General features: G+C 25.9%; 11 protein-coding genes. 8 read left to right on the forward strand and 3 right to left on the reverse strand.

All coding sequences use genetic code 11. The annotated features are described in order from the left end of the window. Nucleotides 1–601: 601 nt before the first annotated feature. Entirely contained in the window at nt 602–2,056 is a 1,455-nt protein-coding gene (locus tag R4K56_RS02300) for a catalase (RefSeq protein WP_335772720.1), read from the reverse strand. Between the two features lie 363 nt (nt 2,057–2,419). On the opposite strand from R4K56_RS02300, the gene hemH reads away from it, so the two are divergent. The 7 genes from hemH to R4K56_RS02335 all read left to right on the forward strand — a co-directional run bounded on the left by hemH (nt 2,420) and on the right by R4K56_RS02335 (nt 18,696). After that, the gene (hemH, locus tag R4K56_RS02305) at nt 2,420–3,406 is read left to right on the forward strand and encodes a ferrochelatase (RefSeq protein WP_335772719.1); all 987 of its coding nucleotides are present in this window, start codon (nt 2,420–2,422) and stop codon (nt 3,404–3,406) included. Nucleotides 3,407–3,925: 519 nt separating this feature from the next. Next, a complete protein-coding gene (locus tag R4K56_RS02310; RefSeq protein WP_335772718.1) occupies nt 3,926–7,315 on the forward strand; it encodes a DUF4132 domain-containing protein in 3,390 nt (1,129 codons plus the stop codon). Between the two features lie 273 nt (nt 7,316–7,588). Continuing rightward, entirely contained in the window at nt 7,589–13,363 is a 5,775-nt protein-coding gene (locus R4K56_RS02315; protein WP_335772717.1) for an alpha-2-macroglobulin family protein, read from the forward strand. A 97-nt stretch (nt 13,364–13,460) separates the two neighbouring features. Further along, the gene (locus R4K56_RS02320) at nt 13,461–14,747 is read left to right on the forward strand and encodes a PDDEXK-like family protein (RefSeq protein WP_335772716.1); all 1,287 of its coding nucleotides are present in this window, start codon (nt 13,461–13,463) and stop codon (nt 14,745–14,747) included. Nucleotides 14,748–14,760: 13 nt separating this feature from the next. After that, a complete protein-coding gene (locus tag R4K56_RS02325; RefSeq protein ID WP_335772715.1) occupies nt 14,761–15,291 on the forward strand; it encodes a hypothetical protein in 531 nt (176 codons plus the stop codon). A 904-nt stretch (nt 15,292–16,195) separates the two neighbouring features. Continuing rightward, nucleotides 16,196–17,470, forward strand: a complete 1,275-nt coding sequence (locus R4K56_RS02330; RefSeq protein WP_335772714.1) for a hypothetical protein — start codon at nt 16,196–16,198, stop codon at nt 17,468–17,470. Between the two features lie 56 nt (nt 17,471–17,526). Next, nucleotides 17,527–18,696, forward strand: coding sequence for a hypothetical protein (locus tag R4K56_RS02335; protein WP_335772713.1), 1,170 nt, complete (start codon nt 17,527–17,529; stop codon nt 18,694–18,696). Between the two features lie 3 nt (nt 18,697–18,699). Here R4K56_RS02335 and R4K56_RS02340 read toward each other — a convergent pair whose 3' ends face one another. Next, nucleotides 18,700–20,064: an ankyrin repeat domain-containing protein gene (locus R4K56_RS02340; protein ID WP_335786882.1), complete on the reverse strand. Its 1,365-nt coding sequence runs from the start codon at nt 20,062–20,064 to the stop codon at nt 18,700–18,702. Between the two features lie 445 nt (nt 20,065–20,509). Then, a complete protein-coding gene (locus R4K56_RS02345) occupies nt 20,510–21,685 on the reverse strand; it encodes an ankyrin repeat domain-containing protein (protein ID WP_335786883.1) in 1,176 nt (391 codons plus the stop codon). 171 nt (nt 21,686–21,856) lie between these two features. Here R4K56_RS02345 and R4K56_RS02350 point away from each other — a divergent pair, with 171 nt between their 5' ends. Then, nucleotides 21,857–22,465 carry a hypothetical protein gene (locus R4K56_RS02350; RefSeq protein ID WP_335772223.1) on the forward strand — a complete coding sequence of 203 codons (609 nt, stop codon included), beginning with the start codon at nt 21,857–21,859 and terminating at the stop codon, nt 22,463–22,465. Nucleotides 22,466–22,722 lie beyond the last annotated feature (257 nt).

Genomic DNA, 22,722 nt, shown 5'->3' on the forward strand with positions numbered 1-22,722 from the left:
TACATATAAGACAATTATAGTATGATTTACTACTAATTTTATATTTATACTTTTGCTGTAGGTGTACTTTGTCTTGTTCTTTGACTCTGTCTGCCTGTGGCGTGCGGCGGGAAAAAGAACAACAAAAAAATTGACAAACTTAAAAATTGTTGGTATATACCTAAACAACTATATTTTGTCAAAAATAAATTTATATTTTTGTTTTTATATCTGGGGCTTTGCCCCAGACCCCACTTCTTTTGCCGATTAGGCACCTACTCGGTGGTGACCCAAAGAAGCAAAAGGACTATATTTGACGAAGTCCACCTTTAGGTGTGCTTAAATTAATAACCTATCTTACATGTAAAACAATTTTAGTATGATTTAGTACTAATTATGTAATTGCACTTTTTGCAACTTTGACGAAGTCCGCAGAGCGTGTGCGGCGGGAAAAAGTTGAATAAAAAATGACAAACTTAAAAATTTTTAGTATATACAAAATTGTAATGTTTAAAAATAGGGGATATGACATACTTGTCATAAAAATATTAATAAAAAAATACAGTTAATATATTGTTCTATATATTAACTGCATTTTTATTTATATACTATATTTTATTGTTTATTTTATTTCGTTTTCATTTATACCCATAGCTTTAGCAACGCCAATACCATAAGCTTTATCAACATTCATACAATTTTTAATATGTCTTAATTTTACTTCTTTAGTAACTGTTTCCATATCTCTTGCAGTATTTTCAAATAATACTTGTTTTTGAGCATCAGTCATAAGATTGAATAAAGCTCTTGCATCTGTGTAGTAATCGTCATCATCTTCTCTATGATCATATCTGTAAGCATCGCCGAAAAGTTTCAAAGGTGGTTCAGAATATTCTTTTTGTTCTTTCCATTCACCTTGAGAATTAGGTTCATATTGTACAGTAGAACCGTTATTAGAATCAACTCTCATAGAACCATCTTTATGGAATGAGTGGAATGGACATCTTGGAGCATTTACAGGTATGCTTGAATAATTAACACCTAATCTGTATCTTTGAGTATCAGTGTATGAGAATAATCTTCCTTGAAGCATTCTGTCAGGAGAGAATCCTATACCAGGAACTATTGTAGAAGGACTGAATGCTGACTGTTCTACTTCAGCAAAATAGTTTTCAGGGTTTTTATTTAATTCTAAAACTCCAACATCGATTAAAGGATATTCTTTTTGTGACCAAGTTTTTGTTAAGTCAAATGGATTTCTTTTGCTTGCATTTGCTTGTTCTTCAGTCATTATTTGTATTTTCATGTTCCATCTTGGATAGTCGCCTCTTTCTATAGCATCAAATAAATCTCTTTGAGAACTTTCTCTGTCTTTTGCTATGATTGCTGCAGCTTCTTCATCTGTTAAATTTTTAATTCCCTGCTGAGTTTTGAAATGGAATTTTACCCAGAATCTTTTATTATCTTTATTTATGAAACTATAAGCATGACTGCTGAATCCATGCATATGTCTGTAGCTATAAGGTATACCTCTGTCGCTCATATCTATAGTTATTTGGTGAATAGCTTCAGGTAAAGAAGTGAGGAAGTCCCATTTATTTTGAGCACTTCTCATATTAGTTTTTGGATCTCTTTTTACAGCGTGGTTTAAATCTGGGAATTTTAAAGGATCTCTGAAATAGAATACTGGAGTGTTATTTCCAACTAAATCCCAGTTTCCTTCTTCAGTATAAAATTTAATAGCAAATCCTCTTATATCTCTTTCAGCATCTGCTGCACCTCTTTCTCCTGCTACTGTAGAGAATCTTACGAATAAATCAGTTTTCTTTCCAACTTCTGAGAATATTTTCGCTTTAGTGTATTGTGTAATATCATGTGTAACTGTGAATGTACCATAAGCACCAGAACCTTTAGCATGCATTCTTCTTTCAGGTATAACTTCTCTATCGAAATGTGCCATTTTTTCCATGAACCATACATCTTGTAAAAGCATAGGTCCTCTTGCACCTGCAGTAATAGAATTTTGATTGTTGTCAACTGGAGCACCAAATTCAGTTGTTAATTTTTTATCTGACATATATAAAAACTCCTTATTAATATTTATTATCAATAAATATATTATATTTGTTAATAATATTTTTTTCAAGACTCTTTTTTATAATTTTTTAAATATACAAGGCTATTTGTATGAATTTTTATAATAAATTTATAATAATCATCAATTTCTATTAAATTATCATAGTGAAATTTTTATAAAGTTTTGTCTATTTGAAAAAATTATATTAATATACCTTTGTTTTTAAAAAGAATTCTATTTATCTGAATCTAATTATTTAATTTTTATAAAAATATTCTATGAAAAATTTATAATATATATTGACTAATAATTATAAAAGATTTATTATTTAATAGTAAATATTATTAATAAGGATTATGTATTATGAGTAATGGAAAAGAAACTGTTGTACTTCTAAATATGGGAGGGCCTAGAAATTTTGATGAAATAAATACATTTTTGGTTAATATGTTTAATGATTACTATATCTTAAATATAAAAAACAGCATTATAAGAGGTATGGTAGCTAAAAAGATTGTTAATAAAATAAAGCCTAATGTTATTAAACATTATGAAGCGATAGGCGGAAAATCTCCAATAAATGAATATACAGAAAAACTTATAAATAAATTAAATAGTATGGACAATACAAAAGATTATAAATACATAATGAATTATACGCCTCCTTATTCTTATGATGTATTAAAAGAATTAAAAAACAATGATGTAAAAGAAATTACTTTATTTAGTATGTATCCTCAATATTCAGAAGTTACAGTAAAATCATCTTTAGAAAGCGTTTATAAAGCTATGAAGAAATTAAAATATAATCCTAAAATTAATATAATAGACAGATATTATGACAATGAATATTATAATGATTCAGTTGTAAATTTAATAAAAAACAGTATAGGCGATAAAAACAGTGAAGAGTATATATTAATTTTCTCTGCTCATTCTATACCAAAAATGTATGTAGATAATGGCGATCCTTATGAATATGAATGTAACATGAACGTGAATATATTAAAAGAAAAATTAAAAGAATCAGGTTTATATTTTAAAGATGTATTGCTTTCTTATCAATCAAAAATAGGAAAAATTGAATGGCTTGAACCATCAACTATAGATACAATAAAAAAATATAATGGCGAAAAATTAATAATATATCCTTTAGCATTCACAATAGATAATTCAGAAACGATTTATGAAATAGATATTGAATATAGAGAAGAAGCTATAAATAAATATAATATTAAAGATTTTATAGTATGTCCTTGTTTAAATGACAATATATCATTTGCAAAAACTATACTCTCATTATCAAACAATAAAATAGAAAATATTTACTATAATAGAAAAATAGTTTAAAATATATATAACTTTTTTAAGTAAATAATAATATATACTGAAAATTTTTAAGTTTGTCAATTTTTTTATTCAACTTTTTCCCGCCGCAAAAAGTTGCAAAAAATGCAAGTATAAAATTAGTACTAAATAATACTAACATTGTTTTACATGTAAAATAATTTATTAAATTAAAGTCTAAATGCAGCCTTTTTGCTTCTCGTCGCAGGCGTACTTCGTATGTGGCAATACCACAGAAACTTCCTTCTGTCGCAAAAGAAGTAGGCTTGCCGAAGGAACGCAGAACGGGGGCAAAGCCCCAAATATAAAAATAAAACATAAATTTATTTTTGACAAAATATGGTTATTTATGCATAACTTTTTTAAATTCATAAAGTTTTATAATAAATATCAAGCTTTTAAACTAAATAATGATATAACAAAAAGTGAGTATAAAAAATATTTTTACTTTTATTATTTACTTAAAAAATTATATGTGATATAACTTCATTTATTTCAATACTATATAAATAGAGGATTTTTATGGACTTAGAAAAGAAATTGGAAGAATTTTATGTTGATGTAAGAATGCCTATGAAGCAGGCTGAAGCAAATACAAATTTCACATCAATACCTATTTGGGGATATCCATTAGCTTATAAAATGAATGATATAATTAAATGCTACTGTGAAATAGAAGAAGATAATCAAAAATTAAAAGACAGATACAAACACTTATTAAAAATATATTATTATAATGAACATAAGAAAAAAGAGCACAGAGAAAGTCTTGTACTTCCATCTTTAATATTATTTGGAAATTTAGAAAAAGCATTAGAGAATATAAATTACAGCACATATAAATCACCTGTATGCAGACTAATGGCTTTTCAAAGACCTATACATAAAATATTTGAATTATTAAATGAGTATTTCAATAAAGAGTTTACTGAATATGTTAATAAATATGTAGATATAATAAATTCTAAAGATGCAGAAAAAATATTTAAAAATATGGATAGAGATGCAGTTATACCATTATTTGCATTATGTGCTATGGCAAACACTGAAGATAAATATATAGACATTATTATAAAAGCATTAGACTATATGCCGAATAAAATTGATGCTTTAAATGTTATTGCTCCTATTATAAATAAACATAAATCATTAAGAGATAAATTTGTAGAAATATTAAACAATGATGAATCTTTAATTATAGAAATTAATATAGACTTTGGAACTTATGTAAATAGAGATTCTTTTTCAGATAGATATAAAATGATTGATAAAAGATATAAAGAACTTGATTTTCCAAATTATTTTTCAGTTATTGCTAAACATTTTAATGATTATTTTTATATAGATAAAGTTCATAATTTCAAAAAACTTTATTTAAATGATAAAGAATCTTTTTATAAATTATATAATCTCTTAAAATCAGAAAGATATATTATAAGACAAGATATAAAAATCATATTTATTTTATTCAGTGCAATTTTATTAGAGCATAATGATAATAATTTTGATTTAGAAACATTTAAATTATGCTATCAAATAATACCTAATGTAATTTTAAAATGTCTTAAAAAGCAAGATGGAGGAGATATTAATAAAATATCTAATAACATTAAAAATTTAGAAGAGGTATTTGATAAAGATAAAAATAAAACATTTAATAATTTAATAGACTATTTTACAGGAAAAAAATCTTCAGACAGACTTTACAGATTTAGAGCAACTTATCCAGAAATTAGTTTGAATACAGATATAATGTATGTATTTGCCTTATTCAATTTTGAAGATTTATGCGAAGAAACAAAATCATCAAAAAAATTCTGTATAGATGTATTAAAACATTTAACTATACAGCTTGGAATTAGAAAATACATAGAAACACAATATGCCCTAACTTCAAGAACATTCAGAGAAATAGTTGATTCTCTTATAAATAATAAAGAATTAAATATAACATTAAAAGAAGTTCTTCTTTCATACTATTATGATTATGGTAATTACTATATGCCGCCTCCATCATTATATAATAGTTTAACAGATGAAAAAGATAATGCAAAAACTTTAAAAGATTTATTATTAGAAAATTACAGTGAAGAATTAAAAAATATATTAGATGATAAAAACTTTATTAAAAAAGAATTAAGCAATGAAAAATTGGCTATTTTAGATATATTAAAATGGGCATATAATCCTAATTTTAATTATAATAATTTTGATTTATTTTATACAGTTCTTGAAAGCACTAAAAAAGTAGAAGTTAAAAGAGTTTGTTTAAAACTCATATCTAATAATGAAAATATAACAAGGGAATATGTTGAAAAAGCTATTGACAGAGTGAAAGCTTCAGATTTAAAAGGAGCTTTAAAAACAATACTAAAAAATTGGAACTTAAAAAAATACGGCGATAAATTTAATAGTGTTGATGAAGCAATTGAATTCATTAATACATACTATAATACAAGTTATGAAAACAGTATTAAATTTTTAGAGAATGTAAAATTAGATAAAGTATTATATAAAAATGGGAATGAGGCTGATAAAAGAATTATTAAATATATTTTCATTGAGTATATGAATTTAATAGAACCTGCAAGACTTAAAGACTGCGATATGCTCGCTGATTTATTAGAAACTAACTCTTTTGAAAAAGTATTAAATGATATATTCAATTATTGGAAAGATACTAATTATGACAGTAAAGAAAAAAATATCTTGATGCCTTATTGTATATATTCTGACAATTCAAAAATCGATGCAGTATATACATTAATAAAAGAATTTGCTAAGGGAGCAAGAACTATATTGGGAGCATTTATTGTAAAATGTATTGCATTAAATGGAAAAAATTATGCTTTAATATTGGTTGATAATCTAACAAGAAAAGCACCTACTGCAAAAATTAAAGAAACAGCAAATGAAACTATGAAAAATGCTGCAGAGATTTTAGAAATTTCTACTGATGAACTTTCTGACAGAATTATTCCTGATTTTGGTTTTGACAGAAAAGGAAATAAAGTTCTAAGCTATGGAGGTGAAGCAAACCGAACATTTACTTTAAATATAGATAATAATTTAGAATTAACAATTAATGATGATGAAAAAAGTAAAATTATAAAATCACTTCCAGCCCCAAACAGCAAAGATGATAAGGAAATGGCAGATTCAGTTAAAAAAGAATTTAGTACTCTAAAAAAAGAAATAAAAACTTTAATACAATCTCAAAGAATAAGACTTCAAAGAGTTTTAATGAACGGCAGAAAATGGAATTATAAAAGTTTCAAGAATGTATTTGTAAATAATAGTATTATGAATATATTTGCCTTAAAATTAATTTGGGGTGTTTATGATGATGATAATAAATTAATTGAAAGTTTTAGATATATGGAAGACGGCACTTTCAATACTGCCGATGAAAAAGAATATAAACTTGAAGATACAACTGCAAAAAATATTAGTTTAGTTCACCCTATAGAATTAGATGAAAATACTTTAAATAAATGGAAACAGCAATTGACAGATTATGAAATTAATCAGCCTATAGAACAGCTTAATTTTAATTATGAAACTATAAAAGAAAAGGATATTCAAAATGATGAGCTAACTGCATTTGAAGGAGTCACTGTTAAAGCTGGAACTTTGATGTCATTTGCAAATAAATATGATTTTGCAAGAGGAGAAGCAGAAGACGGAGGAAGCTATAGTGAATATATTTTAAAAGATAGCTATTTACAAATTTCAGCACATATTACATTTGACTATATGTATTTTGGAATTGAGCCTGATGAAGATGTCAATTTAAATAATATTATTTTCTATGATGAAAGCGATGAGCTGCAGCCTGTAAAAACAAATCCTTTAAAATTAAATAAAAGGTTTATTAATTCTGTTTATAGTATAATAAAGAATAATATATAAAAAAATAATAAAAAAAGAGTCTTTATAAATTAATTTTTATGAAGGCTCTTTTTTAATAGAATTATAAAATAATATTGGCAATACTGAAAATTATAAAAATAGTTTAAATAAAATATACAACTTTTTTGTTTTATTTTAGTTTTATATAACTATATGTAATTTTTTAGTAAAACTATATTCTTTAATATAAAATATTTTTTACTTTTAATAGTTTACTTTAAAATTATTTATGGTATAACATTACAATATAAAAATATCGTTTCTGGAGCCTTTATGAGAAAACTTATTGTAAAACTAAAAACTCTTTATTGTATTATGATAATGTCATTAATTTTAACAATGATAACAGGAGTTAGTATGTTTGCGGCAATAGCTATTGACAGAACCTCTCCAATCGGAGAAAACACTTCGAGAAATAATTATGAAGCAATAACAGTAACTTTCAATCAGCAGATGGTAGCTTTACAGGCTATTAAAGAAGTTACTAATCAATACTTCAATTTTAATATAGATGTTAAAGGTACGTATAAATGGCTTTCTGTTAATACATTAGCTTTTTATCCTAGTGAACCTTTGCCAGACAACACAAAAATAGATGTTACACTAAAAAAAGGAATAAAAAGCGAATTAACAGGCGATATATTGGAAAATGATTATACTTGGAGTTTTAATACTTTAAGACCTATAATGCAGAAAACTTCTCCTTATGATAGGCAGTCAGAACTTCCTACAGATGTTAATATAGTTGTTTATTATAATATGCCTATTTATCTTCAGAGTGCAAAAGAAAAAATACAATTAATTGCCAGCAATAATAATACTGCTATAGATTTTGATGTAAGATATGCAAAAATAGAAGATTTAAGAGAATGGGAAACTAACGAATACCAATTAGAACAAGTATTAGTTATAAAGCCTAAAGCTGCATTAGCTAAAAATGATAAAATAACAGTACATATAGAAAAAGGACTTGCTGCCGTTAATGGTAATTTGGGAACAGCAAATAATGACAGTTTTAATTTTTCTACACATGATGATTTCTATTTCAGCGGAGAAAGTGAACAAACTGTAACAGCTTCATATTCTCCTAAAGCTCCTACAATAAAATTCAGTACAAGAGTTGAATGGTCAGATTTGATAAGAAATATGGAAATCACTCCGGAAATTCAGCTTCCTACAGAAGAAGAAATTCAGCAGAATTCTTGGTCTTCAAAAGAATTTTCACTTTATTCATTAAGATTCAATCCTAATATTACTTATAATATAAAAATCAATGGAAGTTTAAAAGACTCTTATGGTCAAACTTTGGCTAAAGAACAAAATATTACTTTAAATGTTACAGACTATAACCCAAGCGTTTCTATACCTTCAGGAATGGGAGTTGTTGAAGCTTATGAAGGAATAAAACTTCCAGTACAGGTAATGAACCCTAATACTATAAATATACAAAGCAGATATGTTGATAAAGAAAATATCATACCTTTCTTATTTGTAAATAAACAAGTATATAGATATGATGAAAGTGCTCAATTTAGAAATTATACTAATCAATATGGAAAATTATTCGGATATAATAATACTACTGAATATACTCCTAACGTTGAAAGAAACAGATATATCACAACAGCATTATATTTAACTAATTATATGAATAATAAGCAATATGGTTTATTGTCTATAGAGTTTAAAACTAAAACAGGATATCAAAATCAATATGATTATTCAACAGCTTCTCAAATACAAATTACTTCTATGGGAGTAACAGGTAAATTCTCTGGCGATTCAAATACTATATTTGTAACAGATTTAAAAACAGGAATGCCGGTTGAAGGAGCTACTGTAGAAATAAGAGATGACTTTAACAGAGTATTAGAAAAAGCAACTACAGACGAAAACGGAATAGCAACTACTAAAGGATTTAGAACTTTAGGAATAAAAAGAGCAAGCAGATGGGATACTCCTAGACAATGGGCTATAGTTACAAAAGGCGATGATGTATCTTTCATAAACAGCGATTGGGGTACAGGTGTTTCACCTTGGAGAATGGATATAAGTTACGATTATTCTCCTTCTGATAAAGATTATAATGGTTCTATGTTTACAGAAAGAGGACTTTATAAACCTGGTGAAGAAGTACATATAAAAGGTGTTATAAGAGAAAATAAAATAGGAAATTGGCAAATACCTAATGATTTGAAAAATGGTACATTTGTAATCAATAATTCAAGAGGTGAGGAAATACATAAAGGAACTATTACTTTAAATGAATATGGTTCTTATTTAATAGATTTCACTTTACCAGCAGATGCTCCTACTGGATATTACAGTGTAAATGCAGAGTTTAGAAGCGAATCAAATAATGACAGAGAAGACAGCAGTTCATATAGTTTATCACAAAGCTTCAGAGTAGAGGAATTCAAACCTTTAGAATATGAAAGCAGACTTTGGGTTGAAGACAAAAATTATTATTTAGGCGATACAATGCCTATTAAGATGTCAGGCTGGTATTTATTCGGCGAGCCTATGATATCTAATCAAGTTAGTTATAATATTTCTATGAATGAAACTTTCTTCACTCCTCCTAATAATGCAGGTTTCAGATTTACAAAATTAAGCTGGTTTGAAGATGAATATTATAATAATTATTATTCTATGATAGCAAACGGTACGGGTGCATTAGATGAAAATGGTGAATATGCTTATGCTCCAACTATAGATGCAAGCCGTTCAATACATGCTGCTTATGTTACTATAGAATCAACTGTATCAGGTGAGGATTCTCAAAGAGTAAGCACTACAAAAAGTGTATTAGTTCATGGTAGTGATTATTATATAGGTATAAAAAGACAAGGTTATTTCTTAGAAACTGATAAGCCTACACAGTTAGAATTTATTGCTGTTGATACAGAAGGAAACAGACTTGAAGGCAAAGAAATAGAAGTTCAAGTTATAAGAAGACATTGGGAATCAGTAAGAAAAGCTATAACAGGCGGAAGATTTGAATGGGAATCAAAACAAATAGATGATGTTGTTGAAACTACTACAGTAACAACAAAAAAAGACCCAGTTGCATACAGCTTTACTCCTACAAATTCAGGACTTTACATAATATTAGCAAGAGCAAAAGACTCTAAAAACAGAGAAGTTGCTGCTGATGAATATATGTATGTTATAGGTAAGGATTATGCTCCTTGGGCTATGTTTGATGATGATTTGTTAGAGCTTATCACAGAAAAAGAAGAATATAAGCCAGGTGAAACAGCTAAGATAATGATAAAATCTCCTTATGAATCTGCTACTGCTTTAGTAACAGTTGAAAGAGAATATGTTATAGATTCTTATGTTACAAATATTGAAGGTTCTACTGCTTTAATAGAAGTACCTATAAAACCAGAATATTTACCTAATATTTATGTAGGTGTTTCACTTGTTAAAGGTAGAGTTGAAAATGAAGCTTATACTAATTATGCAACTGATGAAGGTAAGCCATCATTTAAAATTGGTTATGCAGGACTTTCAGTATCACCTCGTGAAAAAGAACTTAATGTAAAAATAACAAAATCTGCTGACAGTTTAGAACCTCGTGATGAAATGACAGTGGACTTATATGTTGAAACTAAAGAAAGCAAACCTATGGAAACAGAAATCATGTTAAGCGTGGTTGATGTTGGAGTATTAAATTTAATAGGTTATAAAACTCCTAACTGGTTCAATACTTTCTATGGACAAAGACCTTTGAGTGTAGCAAGTGCCGATACTAGAATACACTTAATAGGACAGAGAAACTATGGTGAGAAAGGCGATACTCCTGGCGGTGACGGTATGAGAGCCGCTAATGATATGATGATGGCTAAAGCTGAAGCTATGGGTATGGATGTATTCAGCATAAGAAAGAATTTCTTAACAACTGCATTCTATCAAGGCAGAGTAAAAACTGATGCTAATGGTAAAGCTACTGTTACATTCAATTTACCTGATAATATTACATCATTTAGAATAATGGCTTCTGCTATAAACCAAGACGGTTATTTCGGTGCTTCTGATGATGTTGTTGTAGTTAAGAAAAATATTATGCTTATGACTACTTTACCAGAATTTGCTTATGTTGAAGATAAATTCAAAGCTGGAAGTATAGTATACAATTATTCTGATCAGGATTTAGAAATAGAAGTTCAGGCTGTTGCTTCTAATGCTATGATAGAAAATGCTGCTCAAACAATAAAAGTTCCTAAAGGTGGAAATGCTGATGTAAGATTTGATATTATAGCTACAAATAGGGGAGAAGCTAAAGTTACTATATTTGCTAAAGGCGGAGAATATACTGATGCTGTAGAAAAAACATTCAATGTTAATATTCCTATGACTACAGAATCTGTTGCTATGTTCTCAAGTACTACAAATAATAATACTGATTTAATGCTTAGAGTACCTAATATAACAGAAGCATATAAAGGTGCTGGAAGTTTAGAAGTTTATATGTCACCTAGTGCATTCAGTGAACTTACAGGCGGTATAAATTATCTTATAAATTATCCTTACCTTTGTTTGGAACAGCAGTTATCAAGAGTTTATCCTATAATAACAAGTAAGAGATTATTAGTAGATATGAAGCTTACTGATATAGCTGAAGAAAGTTTAGATAAAACAGTACAAGATTTCTTAAAATCTATGCCTACATATCAAAGTGCTGACGGCGGATTCTCTTACTGGCCTAGCAAAACTTGGATATCTCCATGGCTTACTGCTTATGCTGCTGATGCTATGATTAAAGCTAAAAAAGAAGGATATACAGTTGATGAAAATTCTTTAAGATTAGCATTAGAATACATTAATAATTATGCTAAGAGCGGAGAGGCTGAAAAACCTAGCTTCTGGCAAGATGAATATATAAATCTTTCATCTATAGCTTATATCGCTGCAGTTCTTTCTGAAGGCGGATACAATGCTAATGATGTAAAAACTATAATAGACAGAATATATCCTCAAGTTAATAATATACCTTTCTACGGACAGGTTCAATTAATGAGAGCTATGTATTACAATAAATATGATAATAAAGCATTAACTGAAGTTAGACAGTATATACTTAACACTATTAAAGAAGATCCTAATACAGCACATTATGAGCTTGAAGGAAGATATGCTAATCTTTATTGGATACACTCTTCTTCAGTAAGAGATACATCTGTTGCTTTATATGCTTTAATAGAAACAGGTTACGACAATGCTATCAATGAAAAAGTAGTTCGTTGGTTAGTTCAGTCAAGAAAAAACGGAAGATATTTAAATACTCAGGACAATGTTTCAGTATTCGCTGCTATGAATATGTATTATAAAAAATATGAGAATGTTAATCCTAATTTCAAAGCAGAGTTTATATATCAAGGAAAAACTTTACTTGAAGAAACATTTACTGCAAGAACTCAGCCTAGCTTAACTAAGAATTATGCTTTAAGTGAGTTTATGGACGAAAAATTGAGCAACTTAAATACTAGAGCTGCTTTAGCTAATATCAAACGTAATGGAGATGGAAGACTTTATTATGGTGTTAGACTTACTTACGCTCCTCGCGATTTAGCAGTTAATAGAGATGCTGGAATAAAAGTAGAAAGAAGATACGAAACTAAAGACGGCAGAGTATTAGACTTAACTAAAGATAAATTCAAACAAGGTGAGGAATATGTTGTTGTAGTAAAAGTTACAGCTCCTTTTGAAAGACATTTCGTTGTAGTTGATACTCCTATTGCGGCAGGTATGAGAATATTGAATGCTAGCTTTGCTACAGAAAGCAGCGAAGTTAAAAACTTAACTGGAAATGCTGGCAAACCTACTTGGTGGTGGGGCGGATTCAATCACACTGAAAACTATAATGACAAAGTGTTATTATTCGCTGATATGCTTAGTGACGGCGAACATGAGTACAGATATGTAGTTCGTGCTGTTACTCCTGGTGAATATTTACTTCCTGCTACTAAAGCTGAAGAGATGTATAATCCTGAAGTATTCGGTTATGACGGACAGCATAAAGTTGTTATAGAAGCTAAATAAATCTAAATAATAATTTTATAAAATTAAAGGCGGTATCTTTTTTGAGGTATCGCCTTTTTTATTTGATATAAAATTTATTTGCATTTATAATACTTATATGAAAAAAATGCATTTAGATATAATAAATTTGTTATTTGATAAAAATAGAGAATTACTTAATAATAAAGAAACCATTTTAAATCTTTTATTAGAAAATTATGAAAGTCTTATTAATTCTTTAAAAGAATATAAATTAAGTAAACCTCCAAGAATTAATATATTTAAACTAATTGATATAGAAGAATTAGAACGTAAAAATTCTACAATATTATATGAATTACTGAAAATAAACATTAATAATTCAAATGTACAATTTAATTTTATAAACTCTTTTTTAAAATATATTTTTAAAGAAGATATTATAAATAGCACTAATGAATCATTTGAAATAGAAAAAGAGTATAGTCCAAAAGGAACTCAAAAATCTATAGATTTGTATATTCATAATAGAAATTTTTCTGTTATTATTGAAAATAAAATTAACAGCGGAGATAATGGAGATAATCAGCTATTAAATTATATCAAGTATGTAAAAGATGAAATAAGTCATAATAATATTTATGTTATATATTTAACTAGAGGCGGTTATTTACCTTCAGAAAATAGTTTACCAACAAAAGAAAGAATAAAATTAAAAAATAAATTTATTAATATATCACATAGAAATATTGCTGAGTGGCTTAAATATATTATTTATGAAGATGAAAATTGTAATTTTATACATATGAAAGAATATGATAATTTGAAATCTGCAATAGTTCAAATTATAGAAGAAGAGGAATATTTAAGTTCAAGCAGCGAAGAGGATACTTTTATGCAAGATAAATTAAAAGAATTATTACAAAGCAATGATGCATATAATAATATTAGTACTCCTGAAGAAGCACAGGAATATATTGATTTGATTGAAAGTACAATAGAAATATTAAGACACAAAAAAACTGATAATATGCAAGATTATATAGATTATATTAAAAAAGTATCTGATATTTTGAGAGAAGATAAAAAATATAAATTTGAAATAGAAGATTCTGATACTATAAAAGATAATTTATTTAATAAAAATTTCTCTCATACAATATATAAAATATCTAATAAAATAGAAAGTTTGTATATTATTTTAGTACTTAAATATAATCATATAAGTGTAGGATTTTATACAGGAGGAATTAAGAAAAGAGAATTAGGAAATATAATAGAAAAAATAAAAAACTATAAAATAAAATGGCTTAATAGAAATGATAATGAAGGTATATGGTATGATATAGATATAAATAATGAAAGTGCTCAAGATACAGCTTCTAAAATGAAAGAATTATATGAAGCATTGAAAAATATAAAATAATTAGGTATTAAATATGAATAATAAATTATTGAAGCAAATATTAGAAAACAATAAAAATTATGAGCAAATATCATCTATAGAAGATATAGATAATTTTATTGATATATTAGAAAATACAAAAGAAGTTCTTATTAAAAAAAGACGGGAATTAGTAAGAAAAGATGTACAAGATAATATTAAGTTTTCTGAAGATGTTGATAAATTGATAAAACCTAAAAATTTTAATTTTAAAGAAGAAAATACTTTGTTAGATGAAATTTATTATGATAAGGAAGGGGGTATAATATATTGTGATGTAAATGATTTTACTATTGATATACGTATCGGTCATGAAAAAGGAGAAGAATATATATATATTCGTATTTACTCTAAAAATACAAAACTAATAAATAAATTAAAAAGTATAATATATTTAGATGAAGAATTGTCTTTCCTTGATGGAAATGACGATCATAATATATGGGGACCTGTTGCTCAAAATGATGCAGAAGAAACAGCAAATAGAATGCTTACTATATTTAATGTAGTAAAGAAAATTAAATAGTTATTATAATTAATTTAATATATTTTTTATCGCTTTTTCTAACTTTATGGCACTGTATTTGATTTTATAAAAGAATATTATATTTTTTAAAGTGTAAGTTAAATATGGTGTTAAATAATACTAATTATTTTTTATAGATAATATAATTTATTAAATTTTATTAATTTAATAATGCAGTTCTTTTGTTTTTTATAACAATACTATACCTACACTTACAGTGGACTTCGTCAGGTGCTCCTTTCAGTAGCAGTACTTCCTTCGGTTGTAAAAGAACTTGTATTATGGACAAATCCATGCAAATATTAAAATTAAAAAGCTTAGTATAATTTATTCTTTTAAATCTATTTACATTTGCCCACCCTATATATTTAAAACTTTTATTTGTCATGTTTATTTTATACTTCTTGAAAAATAATGCTGCAATTATAAAACCCACCCAAAATTTTATTTGACTCTATAATCTATTCAGCGCACGCAGAATGAAATTATAAATATATATTAATTTGAATTATAATTTTTATTATATTTGAAATTTTGTTTACCGTGCGTAGAGTAAAGTTTTAAAATTTAAAAAAACTTGGGCGGGTGCTGTAATTTCTGTATAAGTATTAAATATAATAAAAGCTAAAATTTCAAAATAAAGTTTTAAGGAATAAAGGGCGGGGTATGTAAGTAATTCTTTAAATCTATTTATATTGGCAAGATTCTATATTTAAGAATTTTTATTATTAAAATTAATACCAAATTATAAAGTTCCAAATTTTATTTTATAATCTTACACATAAAACTACAAATAACTTCTTATTATTCTAATTATATAACCATATAATAATTGACTTTTATGCTTATTGAATTTATAATAATTTCCAATTTTATGATTTACTATAATGGGGTTTATGAGATTATGGAAGAAAATACTATTCAAAATAATAATACAAACAATACTAATGAAAAGAGAAATACAATTAATGATATAAATGCTAAAATAGGCAAAATATTAGAAAATAATTTAATATCAAATTTAATTATTATTGCTATAGGTTTTATCGCATCATTAGCAATGACTGCATATTCTTATTTAAGTATTTCTAAATTAATTGATATTGTTGATTCTGTTAGTAATTTTAATAATTTTTTTATAGATAGTTTTTATTTTTATATATTTTATTTTTTCTGTTTTAGTTTGATATTCAATATTAATTCAAAGTTTAATTTGAGGAATATTGCTATAATATTTTTATCTTTTTTATTTGTATCAATTCTCAATTTAAGTACTATTTTCTTTGCAGCAATTGGTACTATTGAAAACATAAAAGTATATTCACAGTTTTATTATATTAAATATCTATTTTCTGTTATCATATTTTTTATAATAATGGCTTTATCATATAACGGTTTTCAAGTATTGAATTCAAAAAGCATTTCAGAGTTCTTTACATTTTCTGCCGATATATCAATATTTGCAGGTTTAATAGCAGCTGTAGTATCATCAGTATTTGGAGTATTTATAGTAATAGTTTTATTATTAATACAAGATCTTATCAGCAGCTTAGACGAAAAAATTATATTTAAATTAATATTATTATCAATATCATTTTTAAGTTCAATATTTCCTTTTTTGGTATATACAGTTTATAAAAAAATGAAAACTAATATTTCTATATATTTATCAAGAATATTAATGCCTTTTAGTTTATTATTTATATTTGTACTTTTGCTTCTTTTATTAATGCCTGATATAAGACCTTATGATAATAGAGTGACTTTCGTACTTTATAATATTATGCTTGCTGTAATTGTACTAAATCTATTTTTTGTAAGACCTGATTATAAATCAAGTATATTTACTAAGGCTGTATATATTGTTCTTCCTATAATAGCTATTATTTTTGATATATTAGTATTAACTTCTTCTTTATACAGATTAATAGAATATGGTATAACTCCAAATAAAATAGTTTTAGTAGGTACAAATTTAATTATGCTTGCTAATTTGATTTTTATAACATTTTTCAATATAAAATCTATACTTATAATATTTAAAAAATCTGATAGTATTTCTAATATAAAAGAAATCACTATTGGAGATACTAAATCAATGTTTTATATATATGTTTATGGAGTTTGGGCTTTTATAGTATGTTTTGTAACGCCAGTATTATATAGTTTATTTGGTTGATTTTTTATTTGTTTGAATAGATAATTTATAAAAAGATAAATAGCAAGAAAATAATTATGAATAGTTTAAAAACACCACTACAAAAAAATATTATAGTATTGGCATTAATTTCTATTTTGCCTTTTACTATATATTTTTTATTTTTTGCTTCAAATATTAATTCTGATTATAGAATTACTGATATAACCTCTTATTTTTTTGCTTTTAAGATTTTTTATTTATTTTGTTTTTCTTTAATATTTAATTTAGATAATAAGAAAAATACATTTATAACTTTTTTGATATTTTTCTTTATAGGCATTCTTAGTGTGCTTATACCTTCTTCAGAGTTTACATTTAAAGATATTATAGATATAGATAAAAAAGTGATTTTCTTTGTTCATACAATTTTAAATAAGAATTTATTTTTAGATATTATATTTTTTATAATGTTTGCTTTATCATTTAACAATTATAAAAATTATAAAGATATTAATCAGGCATTTACTTTCAGTGCTAATATAATGATAATAAATTCTATTATACCTGCAATTATTTCTTTGATGTTTATGATGCTTTTTGCCGGAGTAATTAATTTACTTCAAGGAATTATTATTAATATATTTCCTGATACTACTATTATTTTTTATGTTTTTATATTGGCTGTATTTTATATATTTGCTTTTACTCCTTTTATAATTTATTTTCTTTATAAAAAAGATGTAAAAAATATATCAATATACTTTTCAAGAATAATAATGTATATAAGTTTATATAATATAGTGAAATATTTATTTTCTATTATAATTCCAATAATACCTTACAGCAGTCCTTATAATATCAGAATCAATTTTATAATTTATAATGTTGCTCTTGCTATAGGTGCGGTAAATTTATTTTTTGTAAGAATGGACTATAAATCAAGTATATTTACGAAATTAGTTTATATTGTATTTCCAATAATAGCATTTATTTTTAATATAATAATTTTAACTTCTACAATATACAGAATAAAAGAATATGGAATAAGTCCAAATAAATTAACTTTAATTTTTACAAATATAGTAATGCTTATTCATTTTATTTTGATAATTTTTGATAATATAAAATCATTAAAAAAATTAAGTAGTATAAAAAATATAAAAGACATTATACTAACAAACAATAGAAGCTATTATGTATATATTTATGGAATCGTAGCTTTTATAGTATGTTTTATAATGCCTTTATTTTATAATGCTTTTTAATTTTTATTTTTTCTTTTTATAATATTTGCTTACTATGTTAATCATTTTTTTATCCTGCATAGCCTCTGCATATTCTAAAAGATTATATCTTTCTTTTATAGCACCTCCATAAACATTAGAAGGTTTTAATTCTATATTTAAATCCACTCCGTTTTTAAATAAATATTCAGCAATTTCATAATAGCCTTGATCTATAGCATGATATATTGCAGTGTAGTTAATATCATTAGGATAATAGTTCACATCAGCACCATTTTCAACTAATGCTTTAACTATTTCTAAATTACCAACGCTTGCAGCAATTGCTATAGGAGGAGCATCATCTGTAAATTTTGTATCTAAATCGGCACCATTATCTTTTAAAAGTTTAACTACTTCAGGAACAGATCCGGCAAGTATAGTAGCAGGAGCAACTCCGCTATTATTTGTAGCATTCACATCGGCACCATTTTCTATTAAAAGCTTTGAAGCTTCATAAGGATTTTGTCCTGTAACAGCCCAAAGTAATGGAGTATCACCATTATCATCGGCTTTTCCATTAACATCTATTCCATTATCTATTAAATATTGCATTATATTAATATTACCTTTTTCAGAAGCATAAATAAGGGCAGATGCTCCCCATGATGATTTTTCATTTATATCTGCATTATTTTCTAGTAATAGATTAAACATTTCTTCATTGCCATTTTCGCATGCAATCATAATCATATTTTTGCCGTCTTTATTTTTTATATTTATATCAGAGTCATGTTCTATTAATAATTTTGCCATCTTTATATTATCAGTTCTTACAGCTTCCATTAAAGCATTAAATCCATCGTCTGCTCTTAAATTAACCAAAGCCCCATTATCAATCAAAGCTTTTGCTATATCATAATGACCAAATGATGATGCTAGCATTAAAGATGTTGTATTAGTGTGGCATATTATATCTTCTATATCAATTTTATCTTTTGAAGCAGCATTTATACCGCCCTCATTTATTAATTCTATCATTTCCGCAACGCCTGTTTTATTTTTATTTTTTTCTAATAGTTTTAATAGTTCTTCACTAGGCATTATTATTTCATTTGTCATTACTGTGTTTTTTAACTTTTCATTATTGCTTTCATTAAAAGTGCTATTATCTTTTGTTTCTTCTTTTATATTTTCATTTTCAGCATATTCATCAGCTTCTGTGTCAGGTTCTATTAATGTATTATCTTCTATTTGTATGTCTTCTGTATCTTTTACATTATCTTTTGTTTCTGTATTATTTATAATTCTGTCTTTTACTTTATCATTATTGCTTTCATTATTTGCCGCATATAAAGTTATTACTGTAATTAGAGTTGTCATCAGAATGAGAATGATTTTATTTTTCATAAAACGTTCCTTAATATTAATGTTTTAATAATATCATATAATATATTTTTAGTAAATATTTTAATATATACCTAAACAACTATATTTTGTCAAAATAATTTTTTTAATTTAAAATATTTTCAGGGCTTTGTCCCGAACCCCAGTTCTTTTACCGACGCTCTGCGTGCCGTAGGCAAGGTACCTTTCGGTATTGATATAAGGCACAGCCCGCCTTCGGCGAGAAGCTATATTCTCAACAAGCTCGTATACGCTTCGCGAAAGGCTACATATAGGCTTTAATTTAATAGGTTATCTTACATATAAGATAATTTTAGTATGATTTAGTACTAATTCTATCCTTGCACTTTTTGGTTCTTGACGAAGTCCGCAGAGCGTATGCGGCGGGAAAAAGAACAATAAAAAAATTGACAAACTTAAAAATTTTAAATATACATTAAAATTATAATTATTTTTTATTTTTATAATATTTACTTACTATGTCAATCATTTTTTTATCCTGCATAGTCTCAGCATATTCTAAAACATTGTAGCTTTCTTTTATACTTCTGCCATAGTCATTATCAGGTTTCATTTTTATATTTAAATCAACACCATTTTTAAATAAATATTCAGCAACTTCATAATTATGTTTGTCTATAGCATGAAATATCGCAGTATAGTTTATATCATTAGGATAATAGTTCACATCAGCCCCATTTTCAACCAATGCCTTAACTATTTCTAAATTACCCTCACCTGCAGCAATTGCTATAGGAGGATAATAATCTGCAAATTTTGTATCTAAATCGGCACCATTATCTTTTAAAAGTTTAACTACTTCAGGAACAGATGCTGAAAGTATAGTAGCCGGAGCAACTCCGCCATCATTTGTAGCATTCACATCGGCACCATTTTCTATTAAAAGTTTTGAAGCTTCATAAGGATTTTGTCCTGTAACAGCCCAAAGTAATGGAGTATCACCATTATCATCAGCTTTTCCATTAACATCTATTCCATTATCTATTAAATATTTCATTATGTTGATATTACCTTTTTCAGAAGCATAAATAAGGGCAGATGCTCCCCATGATGATTTTTCATTTATATCTGCATTATTTTCTAGTAATAGATTAAACATTTCTTCATTGCCGTTTTCGCATGCAATCATAATCATATTTTCACCATCTTTATTTTTTATATTTATATTAGAATTATTGTTTATTAGTAATTTTGCCATCTCTATATTATCAGTTCTTACAGCTTCCATTAAAGCATTAAATCCATCGTCTGCTCTTAAATTAACCAAAGCCCCATTATCAATCAAAGCTTTTGCTATATCATAATGCCCGTATGATGAAGCTATCATTAAAGGGGTAGAATTAGTATAGTGTGTAACATCGCCTATAATAAGTTGATCTTTTGAAGCAGCATTTATACCGCCTTTATTTATTAATTCAATTATTTCTGCAACGCCTGTTTTCTTTTTATTTTTTTCTAATAGTTTTAATAATTCTTCACTAGGCATTATTATTTCATTTGTAATTGATGTGTTTTTTATCTTTTTGTTATTACTTTCATTTATTGTATTTGAATATAGAAAAGTAGTTAGGATTAATAATATGCTTATGATTTTATTTTTCATATAAACCCCTATTTGTGAATCTATTTTTATAATATCATAAATCATTATAAAAGTAAATAATATACCTAAATACCGTATATTAAAAAATGTTGTTTATATTTTTTATAATGGATTGTTATTTATTTTCTTTTATAGTAGAATGTATACAATTAATTATTAAGGATTTTGTTTATGAAAAAGATTTTAATTTGTTTTATTTTTTCTTTATTTTTTATCAGCTGTTTAGACTATACTCAATATGTCACTATAGATGATGATAAGAACATCACAGTTGTTGCAATAGCTACAATGTCAAAATCTATTTTAGAATTAGGTGCTTATTCAGAAGGTTATGAAAATGGCGTGCCAGATTATTATTATGATGATTTATTAAGAGAGATGGAATCCAGTGCTAGAGAGTCATATCCTAGAAATTTTAAATTTAAAAAGATAAATAATGACAATGAAATAGGGCTTTATATAAATGGAGTAATTAATGAAAATAAATTAACAGAAGATAACAGTTCTTTGGTTCCTATAAGAGACGGTAATAAATTTATATTTACCCCTTTTAATTATAGTGATGATACTTCAGATTATAAAGAATATGCTTCTATGTTTAGTTCTTTAAAAATGAAATTGATCGTTTCGAAGTCTTATATACCTTCAATAAGCTCTTGTTATCTTTCTTCTTATGATGAAGTAAAAGATGTAAATGTTTATGATTTGAGGGATTCATTTTTAATAGAGATACCTATGTATTCAGGAATAGACAGTCCAATGTTGTATATTGAGCTATAAATTATTTTATTTATAATTGTAAAAGATACATAATTTTATATTAATTTGTTCGGCTTTTTTATTTTGAGAAAGTTGAACAAATTATTATAAATTATAATTATTTTTAATTGATAATTTTATAATCTTATCAAAATTAAAAAGAAATCTTTATAATTGACAATTATTTATTATAAATTATAATAATGACATGAAATTAACAATAGTATTACTCACATTTATAATATCTGCGTATATTTTTCCTGCATGTTACGTATTAC

The organism is Brachyspira pulli (assembly GCF_036997785.1).
Taxonomy (GTDB): Bacteria; Spirochaetota; Brachyspiria; order Brachyspirales; family Brachyspiraceae; genus Brachyspira; species Brachyspira pulli.

Coding starts and splice junctions, on each gene's coding strand:
- R4K56_RS02345 (WP_335786883.1), bottom strand. CDS start 21,685: ATGAAAAATAAAATCATAAGCATATTATTAATCCTAACTACTTTTCTA.
- hemH (WP_335772719.1), top strand. CDS start 2,420: ATGAGTAATGGAAAAGAAACTGTTGTACTTCTAAATATGGGAGGGCCT.
- R4K56_RS02335 (WP_335772713.1), top strand. CDS start 17,527: ATGAATAGTTTAAAAACACCACTACAAAAAAATATTATAGTATTGGCA.
- R4K56_RS02325 (WP_335772715.1), top strand. CDS start 14,761: ATGAATAATAAATTATTGAAGCAAATATTAGAAAACAATAAAAATTAT.
- R4K56_RS02300 (WP_335772720.1), bottom strand. CDS start 2,056: ATGTCAGATAAAAAATTAACAACTGAATTTGGTGCTCCAGTTGACAAC.
- R4K56_RS02315 (WP_335772717.1), top strand. CDS start 7,589: ATGAGAAAACTTATTGTAAAACTAAAAACTCTTTATTGTATTATGATA.
- R4K56_RS02340 (WP_335786882.1), bottom strand. CDS start 20,064: ATGAAAAATAAAATCATTCTCATTCTGATGACAACTCTAATTACAGTA.
- R4K56_RS02330 (WP_335772714.1), top strand. CDS start 16,196: ATGGAAGAAAATACTATTCAAAATAATAATACAAACAATACTAATGAA.
- R4K56_RS02310 (WP_335772718.1), top strand. CDS start 3,926: ATGGACTTAGAAAAGAAATTGGAAGAATTTTATGTTGATGTAAGAATG.
- R4K56_RS02320 (WP_335772716.1), top strand. CDS start 13,461: ATGAAAAAAATGCATTTAGATATAATAAATTTGTTATTTGATAAAAAT.
- R4K56_RS02350 (WP_335772223.1), top strand. CDS start 21,857: ATGAAAAAGATTTTAATTTGTTTTATTTTTTCTTTATTTTTTATCAGC.